This is a genomic window from Lacrimispora brassicae (assembly GCF_054772055.1).
On record NZ_BRYH01000062.1, the window covers coordinates 31,390 to 50,820 of the forward strand.

Genomic DNA, 19,431 nt, shown 5'->3' on the forward strand with positions numbered 1-19,431 from the left:
TCACATCTCTGGCTTTGGGATGCTGCAGCATGGCACACGCAGAAGAAGAGCTTCTAATAATAAAAAAGGAATACAAAACAACTATAAAGGAGGAAGGCGGAAGGTCCCAGTTTAAGGAGATCTATGAAAAGGATGGAATCCTCTACCGGTTGAAATCTGTTGAAATAGATAACGTGGAAGAAGTCCCACCAGGTGATACCATCACATATGACTCTGCCCCCTTTGTTGGGAAACCCCAGGAATATGCCCCTGAAAAGGAAATAGAGAAGAATGGAAAAAAATACATTCTGAAAACCAGTGAACTTGCAAAAGTAATTACAGAAGAAACAACGAGATATTCAGAAACTTCTATATTATACAAAGGGGTAGAATACATAGACCCTCTCCCGGAAGATGGGGAGGTCAAAGTTATAAATGAGGATTTAAAACAGGAATTAAAGGTAAGGCTCCCAGCGGTTGATTATAGGGAAGAAGGCACTTATTGGGATTATAATTTTACATTTCCCATCACAGTAACCGGATATGATGGGGATTCATACATGTTGGGCCAGATGGAGATTTCAAATAATTCTCCCTTAATAGACCATGGGGATCAATTTCTGGATTATCTGAATCTTTCCCCTCAATACTACAAAATCACCAGGATCCAGTGGGAGGGGAAACCTGTGCAAAAGGAGGGAGAAATGATTCGGAAAGCCACCGCTTATGGCCGGAAGCTGGTGAAAGACATCAGGGGAATCTATGGAGGGGATGTGACCTACCCTTCCATAGAAGCCAATGTTTATCATGGAGTTTATATGGAAGCAGATGCAGAAAACCAAACAGGCCGGCCTATTTTCCGGAAGCAGGCAACGGCAACTTATGAACAGAAAGGAAGAATCGGATTCTGGAATTTCCTAAAATGGCTGCTGACAAACTCCCTTACCTTGTCAATTTTTACAATCTTGTTACTAACCATTTTTTTAATCCTGGCCGTTGCTCGAAAAGGCCGGAAAAAAAAGGAAAATCGGGAAAAAGGGGAGAAAAAGAAGCCGGAGAAGCAAGAGCCATAAAAAGGCCGGAATATTTTGGCCGCCAGATTCCCCCACTATGGAACAACCGGCGCCGGGCAATGCAGATACAACACTTCGCTTCATGAGAATCTGTTATTGAATATTATAAAATGTGATGCTAGTATAAATGTAATTCTATTTCATTAAAAAGAGGTGAACCAATGACAATTTATGATATCGCCAGAATAGCGGGAGTTTCTGCCAGTACGGTTTCCCGCGTGATCAATAACAAACCGGGAGTCGGTGAAATGACGAAGGAGCGGATAAGAGAGCTTCTGGAAGAATATAATTATTCTCCTAATGAGGCGGCCCGGGGCCTTGTGACCCAATCTTCAAAGATTGTAGGAATCCTGATTGAGGATATCCGTATTTCCCATCACACGGAGTCTGCCTATATTATTGAACAGGAGATGACAAAAAGAGGTTATACCTGCATCACCCTCAGCACAGGAATGACCTCTGAGAAAAAAGCGGAATACATTAAAATCCTGGAACAAAGAAGAATAGAAGGAGCTATCCTGGTGGGATCCATGTTTGGAACACAAGAGGTAGAAAAAAGCATCAAGGAGCATTTACAAGATATTCCCATTGTGCTTGTAAACGGTTCCTTGGATCTGCCTAACGTGCGGGGGATCCTGGTGGATGAGGAGCAGGGAGTGGAGAGGTGTGTGGATTTGCTGGTAAAAAGGGGCCGCCGCAATCTGGCCTTTGCAGTGGACTCCATAACTCCTTCCAACAACAGCAAAATGCGGGGGTTTAAAAACGGCCTTAAAAATCACGGACTTGGAGATGGAGAACAGTTTATTTTTCATGCAGCAGACGGTGACACGGCCCCGGAACATACGATTGAAAGAGGAAGACAAGCAACGGAAGAGATCCTTATGAAATATCCGGAAGTAAACGGAATTATTTATTCCATTGATTTATTGGCTGTGGGCGGGCTGGAGATATGTCATGAAAAGGGGAAGGCTGTCCCGGACCAGATCGCAGTGATTGGGATTGATAATACCCTGTACGGGAAAATCTGCACCCCAAAGCTGACGACTTTAGATAATAAACTGGCAGAAGTCTGCCAAAATGCTTCCCGGATTCTTTTAGAGGCTCTTGAAGGGAAGGATACACCTCATGATATGAAAATATATACGGATATCATTCAAAGGGAAAGCAGTTGAACGCAAACAAGCAATGCCTCATTTTAAGTTCGTGGAGAACTAAGTGGGGAGTATGAGGGCTTGTTCGTATGAGTGGGGGTGAAAGTCCCCCCCCCCCCTGCCCGCTGACAGGGATAGGGCGAAAAGAAAGCCTTACCTGCAGCCCGGAGTCCCACCTTTACGCAATCGATTCCAAAGACAGACCTCATTTCCTGAATTTTTATAATATTTTAGTTAAAAAACCACAAAAGCATAGAAAAGAATTTAGCAATTAATAGGATTGATTCCCCAGAAGAAAACTGATATCCTAAATGAGAGTTACGCAATCGATTGCAAACAAAGAAAAGGGGAACATTTATGATTTACGGACACATTGGTTCAGCAGAGACTGGAAAGGCATATACGGAAAAAATCCGTAAAGCAATGGAGATTTTAAGGGAGACTGATGTAACAGAGATGCATCATGGAAAATATCCCTTGGACGGGGACAATTTAATTCTGCAAATTAATGAAGTCACTACCGGACCAAAAGAGGAAAAGAGGCCGGAAGTGCACAGAAAATATATTGATGTTCAGTATATGGTGCATGGACATGAATTAATAGGCTTTTATCCGGACCGCAAGGACGGGGAAGTGCTGGAGGATTTGCTTGAAGAAAATGACGTGCTTTTTTATAAAGAAAGAGAAGATGTGAACGAGCTGATGCTTCCAATGACAGACGGCTGCTATGCCATATTTTTTCCGGAGGATGTCCACAGACCATGCTGCCAAATGGGGGCTCCTGAGGCGGTAAAGAAGATTGTATTAAAAATAAAAGTAGATTCATTATAAAAATAGATGTAACAGAAATACAAGATTTAGCCTCTATACGCCAGGCGGGTTTTTTGCCGAAGCAAATGGGGGCTTTTGTATTCATAATACAACTCTTATATAACCGGCTGTATTATTGGCAGCGGTGCTTGACAAAGGGACGGGTTCTGACCATAATAAACATATATAGAGGCAGTTGTGCGGCTGCAGCATTGGCAAACGGCTGTGTGATGAAAACAAAATTATTAGGAGGGCTGAGGGATGAAAGAGTATTGTTGGGCAACATTAGGCTGTGGAGAAATTGCCAGGCAGTTGGCGGAAAACATGAAAAAGCGGGGAAAAACCTTATATGGGGTGGGGAACAGAACCCATGAAAATGCAGTTAAATTTGCGGAAACATACGGAGTAGAAAAAGTCTATGATAATATCCAAGATATGTTTCACGATGATAAGGTGGATATTATTTACATTTCAACACCCCATAATACCCACATCGCCTATTTAAAAGACGCATTAAAAAGCGGAAAGCATGTGCTGTGTGAAAAGTCCATTACGCTGAATTCCCATGAGCTTTCAGAGGCAGCAGGTCTTGCAGATAAAAACAATCTGGTGCTTGCAGAGGCAATGACCATTTATCACATGCCCATTTACAAGAAATTGCAGGAAATTGTAACAAGCGGCCAACTTGGGCCTTTGCGGTTTGTTCAGATGAACTTTGGAAGCTACAAGGACTATAATATGGAAAACAGGTTTTTCAGCCGAAATCTTGCCGGCGGGGCGCTGCTGGACATCGGGGTGTACGCCCTTTCCTTTGCAAGATGGTTTATGACAGAGGCGCCGGACCAGATCCTGTCACAGGTAAAATTTGCCCCCAGCGGCGTAGATGAACAGGCAGGGATTCTGTTAATGAACAGCCAGGAGGAAATGGCCTCCATTTCTCTGTCCCTTCACGCAAAGCAGCCAAAGCGCGGCACAGTGGCTTTTGATAAAGGCTATATTGAAATTTATGAATACCCCAGGGCAGACAAGGCGGTGATCACTTATACAGAAGATAACCGCCAGGAAGTGATTGAAGCAGGAAACACGGATGATGCACTGCTGTATGAAATATTGGATATGGAGAAAGCGGTTTCCAAAGAATCTGACGAAATGCACCTGGAATATACGGCAGATGTCATGAACATGATGACAAGGATACGGAATGACTGGAATATGAAGTATCCGGAAGAATCCTAGAACGTCTTCCTAAGAGATCACAGGAAAGCGGAATGCTGTTGACACTTTATCAAAGCAGGGATATACTCTTGTTACAGCCGGAAGACTTCCGGCGGGTAAACCGGCAGAAATCCTGCCCCAACGGATTTTAGGATACGGGAGAATAACAATGGATTTGTTTGATTATATGAGGGAAAATACCATGAAAAATGAGTCCCCTCTTGCATCAAGGCTTCGTCCGGCGGCCCTTGATGAGGTGGTGGGTCAGCAGCATATCATTGGCAGGGATAAACTGCTCTACCGGGCCATTAAGGCGGACAAGCTGGGTTCCGTGATTTTTTACGGCCCTCCCGGAACAGGGAAAACCACCCTGGCAAGGGTGATCGCCAATACCACCAGTGCGGATTTCAGGCAGATCAACGCCACGGTGGCCGGGAAAAAGGATATGGAAGAGATCGCAAAGGAAGCCAAGGACTCTCTGGGAATGTATGGAAAAAAGACCATTCTGTTTGTAGATGAGATCCACCGTTTCAACAAAGGGCAGCAGGACTATCTTCTTCCGTTTGTGGAGGATGGGACGCTGATCCTTATTGGAGCGACCACGGAGAATCCTTATTTTGAGGTAAACGGCGCACTTCTTTCCAGGTCCAGGGTATTTGAACTAAAGCCGCTGGAAAAGGATGACATCAGGGAATTGATCCGCCGGGCAGTTTATGACAGGGATAAGGGAATGGGTTCCTATAACGCTGTGATTGATGAGGATGCGGAAGAATTTCTGGCAGATGTTTCCAACGGAGATGCAAGAGCCGCCTTAAATGCGGTGGAGCTTGGGGTGATGACCACGGACCGGGATCCGTCAGACGGTAAGATCCATATCAATCTCCAGGTGGCCGAAGAGTGCATCCAAAAGCGGGTGGTGCGCTATGACAAGACAGGGGATAATCATTACGATACCATATCAGCCTTTATAAAGAGCATGCGGGGATCAGATCCGGATGCGGCTGTTTACTATCTGGCAAGAATGCTTTATGCGGGAGAGGATATAAAATTCATTACCAGAAGGATCATGATCTGCGCCGCGGAGGATGTGGGAAATGCGGATCCCCAGGCTCTTGTTGTGGCAGTGGCGGCAGCCCAGGCCGCAGAGAGGATCGGGCTTCCGGAAGCCCAGATCATCCTGTCGGAAGCGGTTACCTATGTGGCTTCGGCACCTAAAAGCAACGCAGCCTGCATGGCGGTATTTGAGGCTCTGGAATCGGTGCGTAACCAGAAAACCATGCCGGTGCCGGTTCATTTACAGGACTCCCATTATAAAGGGGCTTCGAAGCTGGGCCACGGGCAGGGGTATCTCTATGCCCACGATTATCCAGGCAATTACGTGAAGCAGCAGTACCTGCCCGATGGGCTGGAAGGGACAGAGTTTTATCATCCCACGGAAAATGGTTATGAGCGTAAAATCAAAGAGCATTTAAGAGAACTGAAAAAATAACTTTTCTTTTTTTATGTAAAGGTATATAATAGGCGTATCGTACGACCGATTTAATATGATTTGGGCCGGAATAACACTTCCGGCCATCTGTTGCGATATTCTATCGTGAAGCATTCCCAAGATTATGAAACAACTGTTATAAGGAATCATGAAGGAGAATAATATGCGTGAAAAATTACAGACATTGCCGTTAGCGGAACTAAAGGAGCTTGCTAAAGCCCAGGGAATTAAGGGCTGCAGTTCCATGCGAAAAGCTGAAATTATAGATTTACTTTGCCGAAAGGAAGAGGGAGCTCCTGTTATTCCTGTTTCGCCAGGGAGTGTTTCGGTAGAAAAGGCGGAGGAAGCAAAAAAACAGGATCCTAAGGCAGCAGCACCCCAGCCCGCCCCTCAGGCTCAGCCTCAGCCAGAGGTGACAAGCCAGCAGGGCCAGGGGAACATGGATCAACAGACGCTGTCTCCGTCCAACAACCAAAGGAAGACCGTTGTCCGTTCCTACCGTCCGGAAGGGCAGCAGCAAAGAACCGCAGGCTACCGTCCTGCCCAGGGAAACAATGCAGAGCCTTCTCCCAGGTATGAGGCAAGGCAGGAAACTGTTTCCGAAGAACCAAGAGGAGATTTCCAGCCAAGCCCTGAACTGCAGGAGCTGGACAGCGGCATTGAAGCCCATGGAATTCTGGAGGTCATGCCCGATGGCTTTGGTTTTATCCGGTGTGAAAATTATCTTCCAGGTGAAAATGACGTTTATGTGGCCCCTTCCCAGATCCGCCGGTTCAATATGAAAACCGGGGACATCATTCACGGAAGCCGCAGGGTGAAGACGGCTACGGAAAAATTTGCCGCTCTGCTATATGTAAAGAACATCAATGGCTATCCTACCGGCGTGGCAGAACGCCGTCCTAACTTTGAAAACATGACCCCCATATTTCCGGAAGAAAGGCTTCATATGGAGACACAGGGAGGGAAAAACACCACCGCCATGCGGGTCCTGGATCTTTTGGCCCCCATTGGAAAGGGCCAGAGAGGTATGATCGTATCCCCTCCAAAGGCAGGAAAAACGACCTTGCTTAAGGAAGTGGCAAAGGCCATAACCATGAATCACCCGGAGATCCATCTCATGATCCTGCTGATCGATGAGCGCCCTGAGGAGGTTACGGATATTAAAGAATCCATTTTCGGAAATAACGTGGAGGTGCTTTATTCTACCTTTGATGAGCTTCCGGATCGTCATAAGAGGGTGTCGGAAATGGTGGTCGAGCGGGCCAAGCGCCTTGTTGAGCACGGCCGGGATGTGGTGGTCCTGCTGGACAGCATCACCCGTCTGGCAAGAGCCTACAACTTAACGGTGGCACCAAGCGGCCGTACCTTATCCGGCGGTCTGGACCCGGCAGCCCTTCACATGCCAAAGCGATTCTTCGGAGCAGCCAGAAATATGAGGGAGGGAGGCAGCCTCACGGTTCTTGCCACCGCTCTTGTGGAGACGGGCAGCCGTATGGATGATGTCATTTATGAGGAATTTAAGGGAACCGGCAATATGGAACTGGTTCTTGACCGGAAGCTGTCTGAAAAGAGGATTTTCCCTGCCATTGACATCCTTAAATCAGGTACCAGAAGGGATGATCTGCTGCTTACCAGGGAAGAAGCTGAGGTGGTTGATGTCATCCGAAAGGCTACCAATACCCTGAAACCGGAGGATGCGGTGGAGAAAGTCCTGGATTTATTCTCAAGGACACGAAACAACAGGGAATTTGTGGAAACCTCCAAAAAAATACGCTTTTTCTAGGGAATGGAGGGTTTTGTAGAAATAAAGGCTTGCATTAGAAAATTTTCTATGTTATACTGTGTAAGCTGTTTATTAGACAAAGTCGGTTTACGGACTGCGATTTAATAGAAATCAGAGTATGCGAGGTGAAAATCATGAAAGAGGGAATCCATCCAAATTACTATCAGGCCAAGGTTGCTTGCAACTGTGGTAATGAATTTGTAACTGGTTCTACAAGGGAAGATATCCACGTAGAAGTTTGTTCTAAATGCCATTCATTCTACACCGGTCAGCAGAAGGCTGCTTCCGCTCGTGGACGTATTGATAAATTCAATCGTAAATATGGCGTTAAGGCTGAGGCATAATTTTTTTGATGAATGCAGGCGAAGCACAGCATGAATTCAGAAAACCAGCCGTTCCATGCGCCCTTAGGGCGTATCGAACTTCCTTATTATATCAGGGGCAAAGAGAAGGTTGAGTTTGGTGGAAACACTTTAGCTCAGCCTTTTTTTGAGATTTGAACAAGTGAAAAGCTTCCATTTTAAACAGAGAGGTGGTTTGGCGTATGAAGTATTCAGGAATCGGCGGGCAAGCCGTGATTGAAGGCGTTATGATGAAAAACGGGGATGAGTATGCCACGGCGGTCCGCAAGCCGGACGGAACCATTGAAGTGAAAAAGGATACTTATGTCAGCATGGGAGAACGGGTAAAGCTTTTTTCCCTGCCTTTTATCAGAGGGATATTCAGCTTTGTGGACTCCATGGTTTTGGGCATGAGGGCCCTGACCTTTTCAGCCAGTTTTTTTGAAGACGATGAGGAAGACTCAGAGCCTTCCGGATTTGAAAAGCTGTTGGAGCGGCTGTTTGGGGAAAAGATGGAAAAGGCGCTGATGAGCATGGTGATGGCATTTTCCGTGGTAATGTCCATCCTGATTTTTATGGTACTCCCCATGTTCCTTGCCAATATTTTTCAGCACTTTATTAAGTCCCAGACAATTATGGCTATTTTAGAAGGTGTGATCCGTATCGGGATCTTTATCGCTTACATTGGTCTGGTTTCCCGCATGGAGGACATACGCAGGACCTTCATGTATCACGGAGCGGAGCACAAGTGCATCAACTGCCTGGAACACGGTCTCCCCCTTACTGTGGAAAATGTCAGAAACAGCTCCAAAGAACATAAGCGATGCGGAACAAGTTTTCTTCTGATCGTCATGATCATCAGCATCCTGTTTTTTATGGTGGTGAGAGTGGATACATTGCCCCTTCGGGTTCTCAGCAGGATCATACTGATTCCGGTCATTGCCGGGGTATCCTATGAATTTTTGCGTCTGGCAGGGCGCAGCGATTCAAAGCTGGTGGATTTATTGAGCCGCCCGGGCATGTGGATGCAGGGAATGACCACCAAGGAGCCGGACGACCACATGATCCAGGTGGGAATCGCTTCTGTGGAGGCCGTATTTGACTGGAAGGCGTTTCTTAACAGAAATTTCCCGGAGAAGAAGGCATGAATCTGACATTACAGCTTTTATTGGAAGAGGGAACACAAAAGCTGTCAAAGGCAGGAGTGGAAGAGGCCTCCCTTGATTCCAGATACCTGCTTTTTGAGGCATTCCACACGGATATGACGCATTTTCTCATGGACAGAAACAGAATGCTCCCGGAAGGGGACTCCTCTTTGAAGGCCCTTTCGGAATACCGCTCCATGATCGAGAAACGATCCCACAGGATCCCCCTTCAGCAGATCACAGGCAGCCGGGAGTTCATGGGGCTTGAGTTTTTAGTCAATGAGCATGTTTTGATCCCAAGGCAAGATACGGAAACTCTGGTGGAACTGGTCTTAAAGGATTATAAGGGAAAGAAGCCGGAGATCCTGGATATGTGCACCGGAAGCGGCTGTATTGCAGTCAGCCTGGCAAAACTTGGTGGGTTTGACCGTGTGACCGCCGCGGACATTTCCCGGGAAGCCCTTAAGGTGGCGGAACGGAATGCAGGAAAGCATTTGGGAGAGGGAAGGATCACTCTGGTGGAAAGCGATTTATTTGAAGCTTTTAAGGACCAGAAAACATTTGATGTGATCGTGTCCAATCCTCCATATATTCCAACGAAAATAATAGAGGGGCTGCAGCCGGAAGTCAGGGATCATGAACCCATGCTGGCCCTTGACGGAAAGGAAGACGGACTGTATTTTTACAGAAAGCTTGCTTTGGAAAGCCGCTCACATATGTCTTTAGGAGGAGCGGTTTATTTTGAAATCGGCTATGACCAGGGAGAGTCGGTCAGCGGTTTATTAAAAGATGCCGGCTTTGGAGAAATCCGTGTGGTCAAAGATGGGGCAGGGCTGGACCGTGTGGTTTGTTCACGAAAGCAATGAGCAGTGGGAAACAGGACAGGCGCCTATTATCGTGTTGCATCCGCCAAACGCCGCCTTGCTATGCTTGGCTCAATGCTTTCACGGTATAATGTGAACGACAGTCCTTTGTGGGAAATTCAGGAGGTTACTAATGTTTGATAAATTAGATGATATATTAATTCACTATGAAGAATTGATGCAGGAGCTTAACAATCCTTCCGTAATAGAGGATCAGAACCGGTTTCGGAAGCTGATGAAGGAGCAGGCGGATCTGGCGGATCTGGTTGAGGCTTATACCCAGTATAAAAAGGCAAAGCAGACCGTGGAAGACAGCCTGGCTCTTCTGGAGGAAGAGAGCGACGAGGAGATGCGGGAAATGGCAAAGGAGGAATTATCCGATGCCAAAAAGCAGATCGAGGCGCTGGAGCAGGAGCTTAAGGTTTTACTTTTACCCAAGGATCCCAATGACGATAAGAATATCCTTCTGGAGATCCGTGCAGGAGCAGGCGGCGACGAAGCGGCCCTGTTTGCCTCCGAGCTTTACCGCATGTATGTAAACTATGCGGAAGGACATCGCTGGAAGGTGGAGCTGATCAGCGTCAATGAAAATGGAATCGGCGGCTTTAAGGAAGTGGTTGCCATGATTACCGGCAAGGGCGCTTATTCCAAGATGAAATATGAAAGCGGTGTTCACCGGGTACAGCGTGTGCCGGAGACAGAAAGCGGAGGAAGGATCCACACCTCCACAGCTACGGTAGCCGTTATGCCTGAGGCAGAAGAGTTTGACGTAGTGATCGAGGATAAGGATGTGAGGATTGACGTTATGCGTGCCTCCGGAAACGGCGGACAGTGTGTAAACACCACCGACTCGGCCGTTCGTCTGACTCATATGTCCACCGGAATTGTGATTTACAGCCAGACGGAAAAATCACAGCTTCAGAACAAGGAAAAGGCTTTCCGCTTACTGCGTTCCAAACTTTATGATATGGAGCTGGCGAAAAGGCAGAATTCAGAGGCTGAGGAAAGAAGAAGCCAGATCGGTACGGGAGACCGTTCCGAAAAGATCCGGACCTATAACTTCCCTCAGGGCCGTATAACAGATCACAGGATCAAGCTGACTCTTTATAAGATTGATTCCGTTATGAATGGGGACATTCAGGAGCTTCTGGATTCTCTCATTGCGGCGGATCAGGCTGTGCGTTTAAGCAAGTTAAATGAAGAGCCGTAAAAATCCCGGATATTTTTTAGAAGATATAGCCTTTAATAAGAAATATATGTTTAAAGAAAAGACAGCAGCTCTTAGATGTACCTGGAGCTGCTGTCTTTTCTATATTAAAATTGAAATGAGATTTTATAAGTAATTTTGCCAGTCTCCATCCTATTCCCCTATCATGATCCGGATGATCTCATTATTCGTTTCCTTCATCCCCTCTTTCCCCAGTCTTCCCACGTTTCTAAGGGTGGCTTCCACTCCTTTGGTGACGATCCCGTCGCCGTCTAAAAACTGCTGTCCCTGCATGTACATGTTGCAGCCCAGGATTCCGGCCTCTATGGAGGAGGCGATCTTTGCCGCACAGGAGGATTTTGCCCCGTCGCAGACAATGCCGGAAACAATGGCAAGGGCATTGACTATGGTGTGGATGACCTCCTTATAGCCGCCTCCGCAGAGATAGGCGATCCCAGCCCCGGCTCCGGCTCCTGCATTGACCGCTCCGCAGTAGGCAGATAACCTGCCGATGGGTGTTTTCTGGTGAATGGAAGCCAGATTGGACAGGGCCAAAGCCCGGTACATTTTTTCTTCACTGACCTTTAAAGCCTTTGCATATACGATCACAGGCACAGAAACGGTGATCCCTTGATTTCCGCTTCCGGAATTAATAACCACCGGCAGGCCGCAGCCGTTCATGCGGGCGTCGGAAGCCGCCGCTGCCATGGCCCTCGCCTTAATGGATAGATCATTCCCGGAATTTTTAAGGAGCACCTTGCCGATATTGGCGCCATAGTTTTCTTTAAGGCCTTCTTCGGCAATCGCCCAGTTATACTGGATCTGGCGGTCCAGGATCTCCCGGATATGGTCGATCTCCACGGAGTTGATGAAGTCCCAGATATCCTCCATATTGAGCAGATTCCGGTCAGTCAGCGGCTCTTCCTCTAAGGACGCTTCTACCTGCTTTACTATGGCCCCATCCTTTTCAATGAGAACGATGTTTGTGTGATAACCGGTAATGCGCACCCTGCTGTAGGAAGTGCCTTTATACAGGGTAACAAGGATGTCAAAGCTGATTTCGCTGTCTAAGTGCTCTACCGTGATCTCTCTTTCCTCCATAAATTTTTTCAGTTCCATAATCTGCTCCGGCGAAACCTCAGAAAGAACCTCCAGCCCTTTTTCCGGATCTCCTGCCACGATTCCTGCCGCCACTGCCGCAGGGATGCCTTTTAAATGGCCTGTGTTGGGAACAATCACAGATTTCACGTTTTTAATAATGCTTCCGCTGGCGGCGGCCACCACCCTGTCCGGTATTTCCCCCAGTGTTTTTCTGGCCACTGCGGCGGCATAAGCCAGGGCAATAGGCTCGGTACAGCCCATGGCGGGAACCAGCTCTTCCTTTAAAATCTGCACATAGGCGCGGTATTTACAGTCTGCTTTCTCCATATGAACGTCAATTCCTTTCTGAAAGTATCATTGATTTGATTTTTCAAAGATTGCTTGTGAATAAACATTGATTTCTCGTTAGTTATAATGTACCATAGAAAAGCATGGAAGTAAAATTTAATGTTTTTAAGATAACGTTTAATATTTTTAAATTGATATAAGAAAGGAGTTGTGGCATGGAGCTGCGGGAAATAAAGACATTTTTAGAGGTGGCAAACAGGAAAAGCTTTTGCAGGGCGGCTGAAAAGCTGGGCTATTCCCAGGCCGCCGTTACCGTACAGATCAAGCAGTTGGAAAAGGAATTGAATGTCCATCTGTTTGACAGGCTGGGGAAGCAGACGACCCTGACTCATGAGGGGGAAACCTTTTATGAATATGCGGCTGAGGTGGTAAAGAATTTAAACCATGTAAAAAATATTTTATCCCAATCCTCGGAGCTTACGGGAAGGCTGGTCATCGGAACCATAGAGTCCATTTGTTCCACCCTGTTTCCGCCTCTGATCCAGGAGTTCCACCGGCTTTATCCCCAGGTCAACGTCAGCATTGTGGTGGATTCTCCCGGTGTTCTTCTTGATATGATGAATCACAATACCATTGACCTGGTATATTTTCTTGATGAGCTTCTGTATGATGCAAAATGGGTGAAGGTAATGGAAAAGCCGGAAAGCATTATTTTTGCCGCGTCCAAGCACCATCCCTTTGCAATGGAAACAGACCTTACCATGGATCAGGTCATTTCACAGCCAATGCTTCTCACGGAAAAGGATGCCAGCTACCGGTTTATGCTGGAGCAGCACCTGGCCTCCTGCGGGAAAAAGGTCCATCCCTTTCTAGAGATCGGCAACACGGAATTCATCATCAAGCTCCTTCGCAGCAATGCAGGGATCTCCTTTCTGCCGGAATTCGCTATTTCCAGGGATATGGAAGAGGGGACTTTAACCTCCCTTAAAATGAAGGACTTTCAATTACAGACCTGGAGGCAGATGGTCTATCACAAGGATAAATGGATCAGCAGAGAGATGAAGGCATTCATTGAACTGGTACAAAGGATGGAGCAGGAGTGTGAAAGAAACCGCCTGTAGGAGGAGCCAAAAGAGTGATTGTACAGGCAGTTTTCATGTGTTATACTTGACAGGTAAAAAGAAAAATTCCACGGAGGTTTAAGATATGGAAGCGTTAAAAATCGGAATCATGGGAACAGGCGGGATCGCCTCCATACTGGCAGATACAATGCTTCAGATGCCGCAGGTGGTTCTTATGGCAGCCGGGTCCAGAAGTCTGGAAAAAGCGGAAGAATTTGCGGCACGTTTTTCCATAGAAAGGGCTTATGGCTCCTATGAAGAGCTTGTAAAAGATCCGGATATCCAATTGATCTACATTGCCACGCCCCATTCCGAGCATTGCAGCAATGCAAAGCTGTGCCTGGAGCATGGAAAGCATGTTCTCTGCGAAAAGGCCTTTGCAGCCAACTATACCCAGGCAAAGGAGATGACCGATCTGGCAGAGGAAAAAAACCTCATGATAACGGAAGCCATGTGGGTGCGCTACATGCCCATGGCAAAGACCCTGAAAGAGGTTTTAAATTCCGGCATCATCGGAGAGCCTATGACCCTTACAGCAAATCTCTGTTATCTGATTTCTGACAGGCCCCGCCTGATAAAGCCGGAGCTTGCCGGGGGAGCCCTTCTTGATGTGGGGGTATATACTCTTAATTTCGCTTCCCTTGTTTTTGGCGATGAGATATCAGACATCCGATCCAGCGTAATCAAAACAGACACCGGAGTGGATGCCCAGAACAGCATGACCCTGTGCTATCCGGGAGGAAAGATGGCGATTTTAAACAGTTCCCTGCGGGTGTTGTCCGACCGTTTGGGGATCATATATGGAACCAAGGGTTACCTTGTGGTTGAAAATGTTAATAATTTTGAGGCCATACGGGTCTATGACGCCAAACGGCAGTTGGTGGAAACTCATATTCAGCCGGAGCAGATATCCGGATATGAATACCAGATTGAGGCCAGTGGGGAAGCCATCAGAAATGGCTGGACCCAGTGTCCCCAGATGCCCCATAAGACAATTCTGGCCATTATGAAGGTTATGGATGAGTTAAGAAGCCAGTGGGGAATCCGATATCCGTTTGAGTCATGATAAAGAGGAAACCAAATGTTTACTAGAAAAGATTTACTGAAGCTCCTGGCTCCTTTAATTGTGGAACAGATATTGATCGTCCTGGTGGGCATGGTAAATGTGGTGATGGCCGCCGTCGTTGGAGAGGCTTCTGTGTCCGGTGTTTCCCTGGTGGAATCCATCAACATCCTGATCATACAGATGCTGGCGGCACTGGCCACAGGAGGGGCGGTCATATCTTCCCAGTATCTTGGGAAAAAGCAGTCGGAAAATGCCTGCAAGGCAGCAGGCCAGCTCATTGGAGTCACCACCGTACTGTCGGTGCTTGTCACCCTCATTGCCCTGGCAGGCAGGGGAAGTCTGTTAAAGGCTATTTTCGGCAACGTGGATGGGGAAGTCATGAGCGCTGCCGTGGTTTATTTCTGGATCACAGCCCTGTCCTATCCCTTTGTGGCAGTTTATAATTCCTGTGCGGCCTTATTCCGGTCCATGGGAAATTCCAAGGCCTCCATGGCAGTTTCCCTGGTGATCAATACTCTCAATGTCATAGGAAATGCAGTCTGCGTATACGGCTTTCATATGGGAGTGTCCGGCCTGGCCTGGCCCACCCTGTTCAGCCGTGTGGCAGCCGCAGTGCTGATGCTCTTCCTGATCCAGAATCCTAACAATACTGTCAGGATCAACCGTCTGTCAGAGCTTAAGCCAAACATTCCCATGATCAAAAGGATCCTGTCCATCGGCATTCCAAACGGCCTGGAAAGCGGCATGTTCCAGTTTGGAAAGCTTGCCCTGCAAAGCCTGGTATCCTCTCTTGGAACGGCAGCCATTGCCAGCTACGCAGTGGCCTCCAACTTAGTGACCCTGCTGTACCTGCCGGGAAATGCCATAGGCCTGGGCCTGATCACCATTGTGGGCCAGTGCGTGGGGGCAGGGGAGAAAAAAGAGGCAAAACGGTACACCAGGCTTCTGGTTGGGGCCAATTACGGGATCCTTCTTTTGCTTTGCGGGATCATGGTGATATTTTCAGACCAGCTAGTTTCCGTTTACAATCTTTCAGGAGAGGCGGCGGAAATATCCTCCCAAATGGTGGTAGCCCACAGCTATGCAATGATCGTATGGCCTCTGGCCTTTACCATTCCCTATGCCTTAAGGGCTTCCATGGATGCCAAATTTACCATGGTGGTATCCATATTTTCCATGTGGATGTTCCGGATCGCCTTTGTTTATCTTTTTGTCCGCATGATGAATACAGGCGTAATGGGCGTGTGGTATGGAATGTTTATTGACTGGATTTTCCGCGCTGTTTTATTTAGCTGGAGATTCCGGGGAATTGAAAAAAGAGCAGTGTCTGTTTCTTAAACAGCACTGCTCTTTCTAAATTTACCGGACTTCATTCATCCGCCCGCTGGCATCTACATAGCAGCCGTCAACAACGCGGTTTACGGCCATAAGTCCCAGTAGGCCGTCGGAATTGGGGTTAAAATAGTACCAGAAGCCATCGATCTTATGCCAGCCGGTGACCATGATCCCGATCTGGTTTGTATAAAACCAGCCGCCATAATCCGGGGCATGAACCCAGCCGGTGACCATGGAGCCTTCCTCTTTTCCCTCATAGGGATTAAAATAATACCATTTACCGTTTAGAAGATGCCATCCCGTTGCCATGTACCCATTGTCCATAAAATAATAGGAATTTCCCTGGTATTCCGCCCATTTCCCGGCAGGAAAAGTGGAATTCCACTGGTTAAAAAAACGCCAGCCCACTTCATCCTTTATCCAGGTACCTGCCAGGTAAATGGACTCATCCTTTGTGTGGGCAAAGCTGTCCACCGGGGGAATGCCTGCCAAAAGAAACAGGGAAACTGCGGCGGCAGCTACTGCGCTGCGTATGAAATTCCGGCGGGAAAAAATATTCATCAAACCGTCACCTCCTGAGTGCAAGGGATAAGATAACTGCTTTGATTATAGGCGAAGGCCATGGAAAAAACAATGCGGAGAAGAAAAATGTAAGATTTTTGTTTGAATTCCGTCCGAATCTGGGGAAAATCATCTTGACACAGGAAACACTATTTGTTATATTACATATAGAACAAGTGAGGCAATGTTTTTACAGATCCGAAAAAAGGAGGAAGCAATTATGAATATCAATAAATTCACCCAAAAGTCTATGGAAGCCGTCCAGAAGTGCGAAAAGCTTGCCTATGAATACGGAAATCAGCAGATCGAGCAGGAACATATGCTGCAGAGCCTTCTTACCATTGAAGACAGCCTGATTTTAAAACTTATAACAAAGATGAACATACAGAAAGAGCAGTTTTTAAATGAAACGGCTCAGGCAATGGAAAAACTTCCCAAGGTAAGAGGAGGGCAGCTATACATCAGCAATGATTTAAATAAGGTCTTAATAAGCGCCGAGGATGAGGCAAAGGTCATGGGGGACGAATACGTTTCCGTAGAGCATCTGTTCCTGGCCATGTTAAAGCAGCCTTCCAAGTCCGTAAAGGAGCTGTTCCGGAGCTATGGCATAACCAGGGAAAACTTTTTACAGGCCCTTTCCACCGTAAGAGGAAACCAGCGGGTCGTAAATGATAACCCGGAGGCCACCTATGATACCCTTACCAAATACGGCTATGATATGGTGGAACGGGCCAGGGACCAGAAGCTGGATCCGGTGATCGGCCGGGACAGTGAGATCCGCAATGTGGTCCGGATCCTTTCCAGAAAGACCAAGAACAACCCGGTTCTCATCGGGGAGCCTGGGGTAGGTAAGACCGCTGTGGTAGAAGGCCTGGCCCAGCGGATCGTCCGGGGGGATGTGCCGGAGGGATTAAAAGAGAAAAAGCTGTTTGCCCTTGATATGGGGGCATTGCTGGCAGGTGCCAAGTACCGGGGAGAATTTGAGGAACGTTTAAAGGCAGTTCTTGACGAGGTGAAAAAAAGCGACGGCCAGATCATCCTGTTCATCGATGAGCTTCACACCATTGTAGGCGCAGGGAAAACAGAAGGATCCATGGACGCAGGCAATATGTTAAAGCCAATGCTTGCAAGAGGCGAGCTTCACTGTATCGGCGCAACTACCCTTGATGAATACCGCCAGTATATTGAAAAGGACCAGGCCCTGGAGCGGCGGTTCCAGCCGGTCATGGTGACTGAACCCAGTGTGGAAGATACTATATCCATATTAAGAGGGTTAAAAGAGAGGTATGAGGTCTATCATGGGGTAAAGATCACGGACTCTGCTCTGGTATCGGCGGCGACTTTGTCAGACCGCTACATCAGCGAGCGTTTTCTGCCGGATAAGGCCATTGACCTGGTGGATGAAGCCTGTGCCATGATCAAGACGGAACTGGACTCCATGCCGGCAGAATTGGATGAGCTGTCAAGGCGCATCATGCAGATGGAGATCGAAGAGGCTGCCTTAAAGAAAGAAACCGACCGTTTGAGCCAGGACCGCCTGGCGGAACTTCAGAAGGAGCTGGCGGAGCTTCACGATGAATTCACCTCCCAGAAGGCCCAGTGGGAAAATGAAAAGGCATCTGTTGACCGGCTTTCTTCTTTAAGGGAAGAAATCGAAACGATAAACCGGGAGATCCAGACGGCACAGCAAAAGTATGATTTAAACCGTGCGGCAGAGCTCCAGTATGGAAAGCTTCCCCAGCTTCAAAAGGAGCTGGCGGCAGAGGAGGAGCGGGTAAGGAATCAGGATCTGAGCCTTGTCCATGAAAGCGTCACAGAGGAGGAGATCTCCAGGATCGTGTCCAAATGGACGGGGATTCCGGTATCCAGGCTGACGGAAGGGGAAAGGAATAAAACCCTCCACTTAGATCAGGAGCTTCATAAGAGGGTCATCGGCCAGGATGAGGCGGTATCAAAGGTTACGGAGGCCATCATCCGTTCCAAGGCGGGGATCAAGGATCCCACAAAGCCCATTGGCTCCTTCCTGTTTTTAGGGCCTACGGGTGTGGGAAAGACGGAGCTTGCCAAGGCCCTGGCGGAAAGCCTGTTTGACGATGAAAATAACATTGTCAGGATTGATATGAGTGAATATATGGAAAAGCATTCCGTATCCAGGCTGATCGGAGCGCCTCCAGGATATGTGGGCTATAACGAAGGCGGCCAGTTGACAGAGGCAGTCAGGAGAAAGCCATATTCCGTAGTGCTCTTTGACGAGGTGGAAAAGGCCCATCCCGATGTATTTAACGTACTGCTTCAGGTTCTTGACGATGGGCGGATCACAGATTCCACCGGAAAAACCGTTGACTTTAAAAATACCATCATCATTATGACCTCCAACATCGGCTCCCAGTATCTGCTGACGGGCATTGATGAAGACGGAAATATCAGGGGAGATGCGGAAGCAATGGTAATGAATGACTTAAGAAACCATTTCCGTCCCGAATTCTTAAACCGTCTTGATGAAATGATCCTCTTTAAGCCTCTTGACAAGGAAAATATTGCGGGAATTATTGACCTGCTTCTTGCTGATCTGAATAAACGGATTGAAAATCAGGAATTAACCATCGAACTGACCGACCAGGCAAAGGAATTTGTGGTGGAACAGGGATATGATCCGGTTTACGGAGCCCGTCCGCTGAAACGGTACCTGCAAAAGCATGTGGAAACTCTGGCGGCCAGAATCATTCTTGGGGATGAAGTCCAGGCAGGAAATGTGATCGTTATGGATGTGTCAGAAGACGGCCAGAAGCTGATCGCCTATCTGGAATAAGAGGAAAGAAAAGATACGCCTATATTTTGCGCCAACAATGAGCCGGAGGAATATGCAAGCATATTCCTCCGGCTCATGCCCCGTCAGCTAAGAA

Annotated in this window: 17 protein-coding genes; 15 read left to right on the forward strand and 2 right to left on the reverse strand. The window is 47.5% G+C overall.

The genetic code is table 11. From position 1 onward, the window contains the following. The first annotated feature begins 29 nt into the window (after positions 1-29). From ACYVD3_RS26205 to prfA, 11 genes are all read left to right on the forward strand, one after another. Positions 30-1,052 carry a hypothetical protein gene (locus ACYVD3_RS26205; protein ID WP_460645445.1) on the forward strand — a complete coding sequence of 341 codons (1,023 nt, stop codon included), beginning with the start codon at positions 30-32 and terminating at the stop codon, positions 1,050-1,052. 161 nt (positions 1,053-1,213) lie between these two features. Next, positions 1,214-2,224, forward strand: a complete 1,011-nt coding sequence (locus ACYVD3_RS26210; protein ID WP_460645446.1) for a LacI family DNA-binding transcriptional regulator — start codon at positions 1,214-1,216, stop codon at positions 2,222-2,224. A 336-nt stretch (positions 2,225-2,560) separates the two neighbouring features. Further along, positions 2,561-3,034, forward strand: a complete 474-nt coding sequence (locus ACYVD3_RS26215; protein WP_460645447.1) for a NanQ anomerase/TabA/YiaL family protein — start codon at positions 2,561-2,563, stop codon at positions 3,032-3,034. Positions 3,035-3,274: 240 nt separating this feature from the next. Next, positions 3,275-4,249 carry a Gfo/Idh/MocA family protein gene (locus tag ACYVD3_RS26220; RefSeq protein ID WP_460645448.1) on the forward strand — a complete coding sequence of 325 codons (975 nt, stop codon included), beginning with the start codon at positions 3,275-3,277 and terminating at the stop codon, positions 4,247-4,249. A gap of 148 nt (positions 4,250-4,397) precedes the next feature. Then, positions 4,398-5,717: a replication-associated recombination protein A gene (locus ACYVD3_RS26225; protein ID WP_460645449.1), complete on the forward strand. Its 1,320-nt coding sequence runs from the start codon at positions 4,398-4,400 to the stop codon at positions 5,715-5,717. 163 nt (positions 5,718-5,880) lie between these two features. Next, entirely contained in the window at positions 5,881-7,500 is a 1,620-nt protein-coding gene (gene rho, locus ACYVD3_RS26230; protein WP_460645450.1) for a transcription termination factor Rho, read from the forward strand. A gap of 134 nt (positions 7,501-7,634) precedes the next feature. Then, positions 7,635-7,844, forward strand: a complete 210-nt coding sequence (rpmE, locus tag ACYVD3_RS26235; protein ID WP_460645451.1) for a 50S ribosomal protein L31 — start codon at positions 7,635-7,637, stop codon at positions 7,842-7,844. Between the two features lie 30 nt (positions 7,845-7,874). Then, on the forward strand, positions 7,875-8,000 hold the full coding sequence (locus tag ACYVD3_RS26240; protein WP_460645452.1) for a hypothetical protein: 126 nt from the start codon (positions 7,875-7,877) through the stop codon (positions 7,998-8,000). Between the two features lie 44 nt (positions 8,001-8,044). Further along, the gene (locus tag ACYVD3_RS26245) at positions 8,045-8,989 is read left to right on the forward strand and encodes a DUF1385 domain-containing protein (protein WP_460645453.1); all 945 of its coding nucleotides are present in this window, start codon (positions 8,045-8,047) and stop codon (positions 8,987-8,989) included. Next, entirely contained in the window at positions 8,986-9,852 is an 867-nt protein-coding gene (gene prmC / locus ACYVD3_RS26250) for a peptide chain release factor N(5)-glutamine methyltransferase (RefSeq protein WP_460645454.1), read from the forward strand. Before ACYVD3_RS26245 ends, prmC begins: the two co-directional genes overlap by 4 nt. 130 nt (positions 9,853-9,982) lie before the next feature. Continuing rightward, the gene (gene prfA, locus ACYVD3_RS26255; protein WP_460645455.1) at positions 9,983-11,059 is read left to right on the forward strand and encodes a peptide chain release factor 1; all 1,077 of its coding nucleotides are present in this window, start codon (positions 9,983-9,985) and stop codon (positions 11,057-11,059) included. Positions 11,060-11,209: 150 nt separating this feature from the next. Here the strand turns inward: prfA and ACYVD3_RS26260 are convergent, their stop codons facing one another. Next, on the reverse strand, positions 11,210-12,484 hold the full coding sequence (locus tag ACYVD3_RS26260; protein ID WP_460645456.1) for an L-cysteine desulfidase family protein: 1,275 nt from the start codon (positions 12,482-12,484) through the stop codon (positions 11,210-11,212). Positions 12,485-12,660: 176 nt separating this feature from the next. On the opposite strand from ACYVD3_RS26260, the gene ACYVD3_RS26265 reads away from it, so the two are divergent. From ACYVD3_RS26265 to ACYVD3_RS26275, 3 genes are all read left to right on the forward strand, one after another. Then, positions 12,661-13,566 (forward strand): LysR family transcriptional regulator, encoded by a 906-nt coding sequence (locus ACYVD3_RS26265; RefSeq protein WP_460645457.1) that lies wholly within the window; start codon positions 12,661-12,663, stop codon positions 13,564-13,566. 85 nt (positions 13,567-13,651) lie between these two features. After that, positions 13,652-14,632, forward strand: a complete 981-nt coding sequence (locus ACYVD3_RS26270; protein ID WP_460645458.1) for a Gfo/Idh/MocA family protein — start codon at positions 13,652-13,654, stop codon at positions 14,630-14,632. A gap of 15 nt (positions 14,633-14,647) precedes the next feature. After that, a complete protein-coding gene (locus ACYVD3_RS26275) occupies positions 14,648-15,970 on the forward strand; it encodes an MATE family efflux transporter (RefSeq protein WP_460645459.1) in 1,323 nt (440 codons plus the stop codon). A 21-nt stretch (positions 15,971-15,991) separates the two neighbouring features. Here the strand turns inward: ACYVD3_RS26275 and ACYVD3_RS26280 are convergent, their stop codons facing one another. Next, complete coding sequence (locus tag ACYVD3_RS26280) at positions 15,992-16,528, reverse strand: glucan-binding protein (protein WP_460645586.1); 537 nt, start codon at positions 16,526-16,528, stop codon at positions 15,992-15,994. 220 nt (positions 16,529-16,748) lie between these two features. On the opposite strand from ACYVD3_RS26280, the gene clpB reads away from it, so the two are divergent. Further along, the gene (gene clpB / locus ACYVD3_RS26285) at positions 16,749-19,337 is read left to right on the forward strand and encodes an ATP-dependent chaperone ClpB (protein ID WP_460645460.1); all 2,589 of its coding nucleotides are present in this window, start codon (positions 16,749-16,751) and stop codon (positions 19,335-19,337) included. The last annotated feature ends 94 nt before the right edge of the window (positions 19,338-19,431 follow it).